7 protein-coding genes are annotated in these 7,512 nt (G+C 66.5%); 5 read left to right on the forward strand and 2 right to left on the reverse strand.

Translation table 11 applies throughout. From position 1 onward, the window contains the following. Positions 1-199: 199 nt before the first annotated feature. Entirely contained in the window at positions 200-877 is a 678-nt protein-coding gene (locus V6M48_RS02710; RefSeq protein WP_443019035.1) for a COQ9 family protein, read from the forward strand. A 115-nt stretch (positions 878-992) separates the two neighbouring features. Here V6M48_RS02710 and V6M48_RS02715 read toward each other — a convergent pair whose 3' ends face one another. Both V6M48_RS02715 and V6M48_RS02720 read right to left on the reverse strand, forming a co-directional pair. After that, positions 993-1,994: an inorganic phosphate transporter gene (locus V6M48_RS02715; RefSeq protein WP_332810988.1), complete on the reverse strand. Its 1,002-nt coding sequence runs from the start codon at positions 1,992-1,994 to the stop codon at positions 993-995. A 12-nt stretch (positions 1,995-2,006) separates the two neighbouring features. Next, the gene (locus V6M48_RS02720) at positions 2,007-3,122 is read right to left on the reverse strand and encodes a DUF47 family protein (RefSeq protein ID WP_332810992.1); all 1,116 of its coding nucleotides are present in this window, start codon (positions 3,120-3,122) and stop codon (positions 2,007-2,009) included. A 251-nt stretch (positions 3,123-3,373) separates the two neighbouring features. On the opposite strand from V6M48_RS02720, the gene V6M48_RS02725 reads away from it, so the two are divergent. The 4 genes from V6M48_RS02725 (at position 3,374) to ssb (ending at position 7,316) form a co-directional block, all read left to right on the forward strand. After that, entirely contained in the window at positions 3,374-4,582 is a 1,209-nt protein-coding gene (locus V6M48_RS02725) for a GGDEF domain-containing protein (RefSeq protein ID WP_332810989.1), read from the forward strand. A gap of 130 nt (positions 4,583-4,712) precedes the next feature. Then, complete coding sequence (locus V6M48_RS02730) at positions 4,713-4,967, forward strand: FeoA family protein (protein WP_443019036.1); 255 nt, start codon at positions 4,713-4,715, stop codon at positions 4,965-4,967. Continuing rightward, complete coding sequence (gene feoB, locus V6M48_RS02735; protein ID WP_332810990.1) at positions 4,964-6,808, forward strand: ferrous iron transporter B; 1,845 nt, start codon at positions 4,964-4,966, stop codon at positions 6,806-6,808. The genes V6M48_RS02730 and feoB overlap by 4 nt, the downstream gene beginning before the upstream one ends. Before the next feature lie 10 nt (positions 6,809-6,818). Next, on the forward strand, positions 6,819-7,316 hold the full coding sequence (gene ssb / locus V6M48_RS02740; RefSeq protein ID WP_332810991.1) for a single-stranded DNA-binding protein: 498 nt from the start codon (positions 6,819-6,821) through the stop codon (positions 7,314-7,316). The last annotated feature ends 196 nt before the right edge of the window (positions 7,317-7,512 follow it).

Here is a 7,512-nt window from a genome sequence, read left to right on the forward strand (position 1 = left end):
GTGATCGCGCCGAGCTTGATCGGTTCGAACAGAGACGGCATCAAAACTCCTTTCCGAAGGACAGGGCGCACCGTTAGCGGGATTCGATGCGGCGATGAACCACCCAATTCCCGTCGCCCCGCAATGCGGGCGCCTGGCCGCCGCGCCGGCTTGAAAGCGGCCGAGCGCGGGCGCATCTTGGGCGCGACCGGAGTGGATGATGATCGCGCCCAATGAGATGACCAGCCCGCTAGACATGACCCTCGACGAGCTACGCGCCGCGCTCGCGCCGCTGATCCCGGGCAACGCCGCCTTCGACGGGTGGAGCGACAAGGCGTTGGCGATGGCCGCTGCCGAGCTTGGGGTGCCGGCGGAGCGCGCCCGGCTCGCCTTTCCCGGCGGCGCGCTCGAGATGATCGATGCCTGGTTCGATGCGATCGATCGGGCGATGGCCAGCGCCTGGCCCCTCGAGAGGGTCGAGCAGCTCAAGATCCGCGAGCGCATCCGCACCTTGATCCTCGACCGCATTGCGATGATCAATCCGCACAAGGAGGCATTGCGCCGCGCCTTTGCGATCCTCGCCTTGCCGCAGAATGCGATGGCTGGAGCGCGGCTCGCGTGGCGCGCGGCCGATCGGATGTGGCGGATCGCCGGCGACGTCTCGACCGATTTCAGCCATTACAGCAAGCGCGGCATCCTTTCGGCGCTCTACACGTCGGCGATGCTCGTCTACCTCGACGACGACAGCGAGGATCTCGTGCAGACCCGCGGCTTCGTCGACCGCCGCATCGACGACGTCATGCGCTTCGAGAAGTTCAAGGCGCAATGGCGCGGCAGCCGCGAGCGGCTGCCCAGCCTCAGCCGCTTCCTCGGGCGGCTGCGCTACCCGGTCGGCTGAAGTGATTTCAAGTCAGGTGGAATCACCTGACGACTCGGAAATCACGGAAACAAAAGAAATCTCAATTCCGGGTCAATGAACCGGGATTGAGTCTGAGTGAGACCCTCGGGGATCCTCAGAACAATCCCGCCAGCCAGTAGAAGAGCGCCGCGACGACGCCGGCCGCGGGCAGGGTGACGATCCAGGCAAAGACGATCCGGCTGGCGATGTTCCAGCGGACCGCCGACATTCGGCGCGCCGCGCCAACCCCGACGATCGCGCCGGTGATCGTGTGCGTGGTCGAGACCGGGATGCCGAGCCACGTCGCGCCGAACAAGGTGATGGCGCCGCCGGTTTCGGCGCAGAAGCCCTGCGCCGGGGTCAGCCGGGTGATCTTCGACCCCATCGTGTGGACGATGCGCCAGCCGCCGAACAAGGTGCCGAGCCCCATCGCCGCCTGGCAGGTGATCACGACCCAGAAGGGCACGTGGAAGCTGCCGCCGAGCATCCCCTGCGAGTAGAGCAGCACGGCGATGATGCCCATCGTCTTTTGGGCATCGTTGCCGCCATGGCCGAGCGAGTAGAGCGCGGCCGAGATCAGCTGCAGCCGCCTGAAGCGCCGGTCAGCGGTCGGCGCGCTCGTTCGCGAGAACAGCCATGAGGTGATCAGCACCAGCAGCAGCGCGAGCAGCAGACCGATCGACGGCGACATGATGATCGCGGCCGACGTCTTGAGCACCCCCGACCAGACGATCGCGGAAAGCCCGGCCTTGGCGGTGCCGGCGCCGATCAGCCCGCCGATCAGGGCGTGGCTGCTGCTCGACGGAATGCCGAGCCCCCAGGTGACGAGATTCCAGGTGATCGCCCCCATCAGCGCGCCGAAGATCACCTGCGGGTCGACGATCGCGGCGTCGATGATTCCGGTCCCCACCGTCTGCGCGACGTGCAGGCCGAAGAACAGGAAGGCGATGAAGTTGAAGAAGGCCGCCCAGGCCACCGCCACTTGCGGGCGCAGCACGCGCGTCGAGACGACCGTGGCGATCGAGTTGGCAGCGTCGTGCAGCCCATTGAGGAAGTCGAACGCCAGCGCCACCCCGATCAGGGCGAACAGCAGCGGAAGCGCGAGGGTTTCGGTCATCGGTCGGCCGAATCAGGCGTGGTCGATCGCGAGACCCTGGATCTCGTTCGCGACATCCTCGAAGCGGTCGACGATCTTCTCCAGATGGTTGTAGATCTCGTTGCCGACGATGAAGTTCATCGCATTGCCGTCGCCGTGGGCGCGAAACAGGGCTTTGAGGCCATTGTCGTGAATCTCGTCGGCATGGCCTTCGATGCGGACCAGCCGCTCGGTGAGCTCGTGCAGCTTGGGGGCGTTGCGCCCGATCGAGCGCAGCAGCGGCATCGCGTCGGCCGTGATGCGCGCGGCCTCGACGATGATCGCGCTCATGTCGCGCATCTCCTGCTCGAACTCGCGCACTTCGAACAAGGTGATCGCCTTCGCGGTCTGGTGCATCTGGTCGATCGCATCGTCCATCGATCCGATCAGATCGGTGATCGCGCTGCGATCGAACGGCGTGACGAACGTGCGGCGCACGTCCTGCAGCACCTCGCGCGTTATCTCGTCCGCCTCATGCTCGCGCGCGATGATCTCCCGGCAATGCTCCTCGATCGAGGTGCCGCCCTGCAGCAGCTTGGCGAGCGCGTCGGCGCCGGCGACCAGGGTCGCGGCATGATCCTCGAACAACTCGAAAAAGCGGCCCTGCTTCGGCATTAACGCATGAAACCACCGCAGCATCGGCACCCTTTCGCTTATATTGCGGCGGACCCATAACAAGGCGCGGGTGCCGCGGCTAGCGACCGGCGCATCGGCCTTGAACGAGGCGATGATCGCCTTCAGTTCGGCCTCCTCGACCGCGTCGGCGGCATCGGCGAGCGTGAACCAGCGTGTGTCGCGTTCGCTCTGCTCCGGCCACTCGTCCGCCTGGGAGACGAACGCCAGCGGGAAGACGTCGACCGCGACCTCGCGCGTCGAGCCGTCCTTGCGGCGCTTGAGGTAGCGGTAGGCGCCGATCGCGCTCGGGCAGGCGATGCCGGAGACGCCGGCTTCCTCATAGGCCTCATGCGCCGCCGCGAGGTGCGCCGGCAGACCGCGGATGCGATTGCCCTTGGGGATCACCCACCGCCGCGTCTCGCGCGATGTGATCATCAGCAGTCGCAGCGATCCGTCGCTTTCCACTCGATAAGGAAGGGCCGCTATCTGTCGAATAGTTGCTTCTCGCGCTGCATTGCCGTTCCTCGGGCCATGGGTTGGCCGTTGCATTCGGCTTTTGCGGTAAACGCTTCTTTACGGTTCCTGTTCTAAGAGTCGTTTTTGTCGACCTGCGCAAGCGCCAAGGCCATGCGGCAACCCGCAGGGAGCGCAGATGGCAAGGGTTAATCGTCACCGAATAAACTGAAGCCGGGCCGCGATGGCGCGGCGTTGAGTGGATCAGGATTAAAGGTGCCGTGGACAGGGGCATGAACTCGCCGATCGACGCGCCTCGGTTCTTCGCCGATTGGTTGGTCGACCCCAGCGGAACGCTGCCCCAAGAGACGCGAACGGCGCTGCTGCGCAGCCTGTTCAGCATGCCTCCGCTCTACGTTGCGGGGCTGCTTCACGCGGTCGGCATCGCCGCAGTGATCGCATTCCGTCTGCCGACCCAGCTGTTCGTGATCTGGGGGGCGGTCGAAGTCGCCCTGATTGCGTTGCGCATTGCAGTCTTCTTCGTCTGCCATCGTGCACTTGCCGCCGGGACGCCGTGTCCGCTGCGAACGCATTTCGTGCTCGCCTTGCTCGGTTCGGGCAGCCTGGGCTGTGGCACCTTCCTCAGCGTGTTGAGCGGCGATTGGGTGGTGGCGACGATCGCCTGCCTTTCGAGCGCATTCACCGCGGGCATGGTCTGCCTGCGCAATTTCGCCGCGCCGCGCCTGGTCGTGCCGATGGTCGTGCTGCTGCTCGGCCCGTGCGCGCTGGCGGCCTTTTTCTCGGGCGAGCCGATCATGCTGTTCCTCGGCGCGCAGATCCCCTTCTATCTCGGCGCGATCGCCGCGACGTCGTTCCAGCTCAACAAATTGCTCATCAAAAGCTTGCTCGCCGACCATGAGGACGAGCGCAGGGCGCGCCACGACGTCCTCACCGGCATGCTCAACCGCAGCGGCCTCGCGCGCGACATCGCCGAGCGCATTGACGCGACGCCCGAACAAAGCCTCGCGCTCTTCTACCTCGATCTCGATGGCTTCAAGGTGATCAACGACAGCTTCGGCCATCAGGTCGGCGACGAACTGCTCAAATCGGTCGCCGAGCGGCTGCGGTCGGCGACCGGCCCGGATCATTCGGTGGGGCGGCTCAGCGGCGATGAATTCGTCGTCGTCGCACCGGCTCGTTCGGCCGCGGAGGCGCTCGCGTTCGGACAATCGCTCGTCCAGACGATCGGCGAGATGGGCTATATCATCGGCAGCGAAGCCGCGATCATCGGCGTCAGCGCCGGCGTCGCGCTCTACCCCGATCACGGGCGGGATCTCGGCGCCTTGCTCTCCGAAGCCGACACCGCGCTCTACCAGGCCAAGTTCTGGGGTCGCGCCAAATGCGTGATCGCCGGCAACGGTAGCGCTGCCCGCCTAACGACGCCGAGCGCGACGACCTTCGCCGCACCATCGGCCAACCTCTGGGGCGCCGACGCCGCATAACGCAGGGCCTGCCCGCCCGGGACGGGTAGACAATTTCCCTTCCTATCCAGCACAGGCAGGCGGCGCGCCTTGCCTTGCAAGACTCTGGTCTTTCCTGCACGTTATTGATAATCAGTTGCATCAACAGCAAATGAGTCCAGTGACCGTGCGCCTCGACCAGCTTCCTTTCCGTACGCCCGCGACGGTGACCGACGTTCGCTGGACGGCGCTGACTCCGGCCGAGGCGAGCCGCTTGCGCAACCTCGGCCTCGACGAGGGCGTCCGCATCGAGGCGCTGCACGGCGGCCCGATCGGACGCGATCCGCTCGCGGTGCGGATCGGGCGGATGACCGTTGCGATCCGGCGCGCGCACGCCCAGACGATCTCGGTCGAAACGGCGCAATGACCTCGATCCCGCTGGTTGCGGTCGTCGGTAATCCCAATGCCGGCAAGAGCGCCTTGTTCAACAAGCTCACCGGCGCGCGCCAGAAGGTCGGCAATTATCCCGGCGTCACGGTCGAGCGCAAATCGGGGCGGCTGTCGCTGCCCGACGGCAGGCCGGTCGAGCTGGTCGACCTGCCCGGCGCCTATAGCCTCGATCCGTCGAGCCCCGACGAGGCGGTGACTCGCGATGTCGTCGTCGGCAAGCAGCAAGGCGAGCGGCTTCCCGACGCCTTGCTGCTGGTGATCGACGCGACCAACCTCGACAACCACCTGCGTTTCGCGCTGCAGATCATCGCGCTCGGGCTGCCGACCGTCGTCGCGCTCAACATGGTCGATCTCGCCGAGCGCGACGGCCTGATCATCGACGCCGCGGCGCTCGAGCGCGAGCTCGGCGTCCCGGTGATCGAAACGGTCGCGGTGCGCCGCCGCGGAGTCGACGAGCTCAAGCTCGAGCTCAGCACGGCGATCGGCAGCGCGCGGCGGATGCGGGGCGCAGGCGAGGAGGATTTCGTCGCGCTGCAGCGGCGCGCGCGCGCGATCGCCGCGGCCGCGACCGTCAGCGAGACGGCGACCCGCCGCTGGAGCGCGCGGCTCGACGTGATCGCGCTTCATCCTTTGCTCGGTCCGCTGATCTTCACCGCGATCATGTTCGTCATGTTCCAGGCGGTGTTCGCCTGGTCGCAGGCGCCGGTGGCATTGATCGAGGCGGCGGTGAGCGCCGCCCAGCAGGCTGTCCTCGCGGCGGTGCCGGACGGCTTCCTCCAATCGATGCTGGTCGACGGCGTGCTTGCGGGTGTCGGCTCGGTGATCGTCTTCCTGCCGCAGATCCTGATCCTCTTCCTGTTCATCCTTCTGCTCGAGACCACCGGCTACATGGTCCGCGCGGCGTTCCTGATGGACCGGCTGATGGCGCGGGTCGGCCTGTCCGGTCACGCCTTCATCCCATTGCTCTCCTCGTTCGCCTGCGCCGTCCCGGGCATCATGGCGACGCGGACGATCGAGGATCCCAAGCACCGCCTCACGACGATCATGATCGCGCCGCTGATGACCTGCTCGGCGCGCCTCCCGGTCTATGCGATCATCATCGGCGCGTTCATCCCGGCGCGCAGCGTCGCCTCGGGCATCGGGCTGCAGGGGCTGGTGCTGTTCGCCCTCTACCTCATCGGCATCGTCGGCGCCTTGCTTGCGGCGCTGGTGCTGAGCCGCACGATCGCCAAGGGCAATCACCAGGGCTTCATGATGGAAATGCCCAAATATCAATTGCCCCACCCGCGCGACATCCTGCTCGGCCTGTGGCAGCGCGCGATCATCTTCCTCAAGCGCGCGGGCACGATCATCCTCGTCTCGACGATCATCCTGTGGGCGTTGCTCTCCTTCCCGCAGCCGCGTCCCGGCGAGACCGCGCTCGACAGCTCGATCGCCGGCAAGATCGCCTCCGGGCTCGAGGTCGTGATGCGGCCGGTCGGCTTCAACCACGAGATTTCGCTCGCCCTCATCCCGGCGATGGCCGCGCGAGAGGTCGCGGTCTCGGCGCTGGCGACCGCTTATTCGGTCCAGCAGAGCGATGAAGCCCAGGCCGAGCAGTCGCTGACCAGCCAGCTGCGCGGCCGCTGGAGCCTGCCGACCGCGCTCGCCTTCCTCGCCTGGTTCGTGTTCGCGCCGCAATGTCTGTCGACCGTTGCCGTCGCGCGGCGCGAGACCAACGGCTGGCGCTGGCCCGTCTTCATGCTCGTCTATCTGTTCGCGCTCGCCTATATTGCCGCCGGCGCGACTTTCTGGGTGGCGACTTTTCTAGGGCTTTAGGAGCAAGATGATGGCGGGCAGCGTCAACAAGGTCATTCTCGTCGGCAATCTGGGCAAGGATCCGGAGGCCCGCACGATGGGCTCGGGCGGCGAGGTCGTGAACCTGTCGGTCGCGACGTCGGAGAATTGGAAGGACAAGGAAGGCAATCGCCAGGAGCGGACCGAATGGCACCGGGTGGTGATCTTCAACGAGAATCTCGGTCGGGTCGCCAAGCAATATCTGCGCAAGGGCTCGAAGGTCTATCTCGAGGGCGAGCTGCAGACCCGCAAATGGCAGGACAATAGCGGCCAGGACAAATATTCGACCGAGGTCGTGATCCAGCGCTTCCGCGGCGAGCTGGTCCTGCTCGACCGCCGCGAGGGCGGCGGCGGCTTCGGCGACGACATGGACAGCATGGGCGGCAGCAGTGGCGGCGGCTTCGGCGGGGGCAGCTCGGGCGGCGGATCGCGCCAGCAGCGCCCCGCGCCGGCGTTCGACAGCGACCTCGACGACGACGTTCCATTCTGATTCGCGGCCGTTCTGATCCGCGGCATTCTCCTGCCGCGGAGAAGCCTAGCCTTTCAGACTATCCCTCAACCCTGCGAGCCCGGCGAACGGGCTCGCCGCCTCCTGCGCCTCGTCCTCGCTGACCACGCCGGCCTCCTTGAGCACCTCCTCGGCGCCGGCTGCGCGCGGCCAGGGGTCGAGGCTCAGCGCGAGCGTT

Source organism: Sphingomonas sp., from assembly GCF_036677245.1.
Lineage (GTDB): Bacteria > Pseudomonadota > Alphaproteobacteria > Sphingomonadales > Sphingomonadaceae > Allosphingosinicella.

What these genes read in the sequence shown, in the direction of transcription:
- ssb (WP_332810991.1), top strand. Translation starts at nt 6,819, where the DNA reads ATGGCGGGCAGCGTCAACAAGGTCATTCTCGTCGGCAATCTGGGCAAG.
- V6M48_RS02715 (WP_332810988.1), bottom strand. Translation starts at nt 1,994, where the DNA reads ATGACCGAAACCCTCGCGCTTCCGCTGCTGTTCGCCCTGATCGGGGTG.
- feoB (WP_332810990.1), top strand. Translation starts at nt 4,964, where the DNA reads ATGACCTCGATCCCGCTGGTTGCGGTCGTCGGTAATCCCAATGCCGGC.
- V6M48_RS02725 (WP_332810989.1), top strand. Translation starts at nt 3,374, where the DNA reads ATGAACTCGCCGATCGACGCGCCTCGGTTCTTCGCCGATTGGTTGGTC.
- V6M48_RS02710 (WP_443019035.1), top strand. Translation starts at nt 200, where the DNA reads ATGATCGCGCCCAATGAGATGACCAGCCCGCTAGACATGACCCTCGAC.
- V6M48_RS02730 (WP_443019036.1), top strand. Translation starts at nt 4,713, where the DNA reads ATGAGTCCAGTGACCGTGCGCCTCGACCAGCTTCCTTTCCGTACGCCC.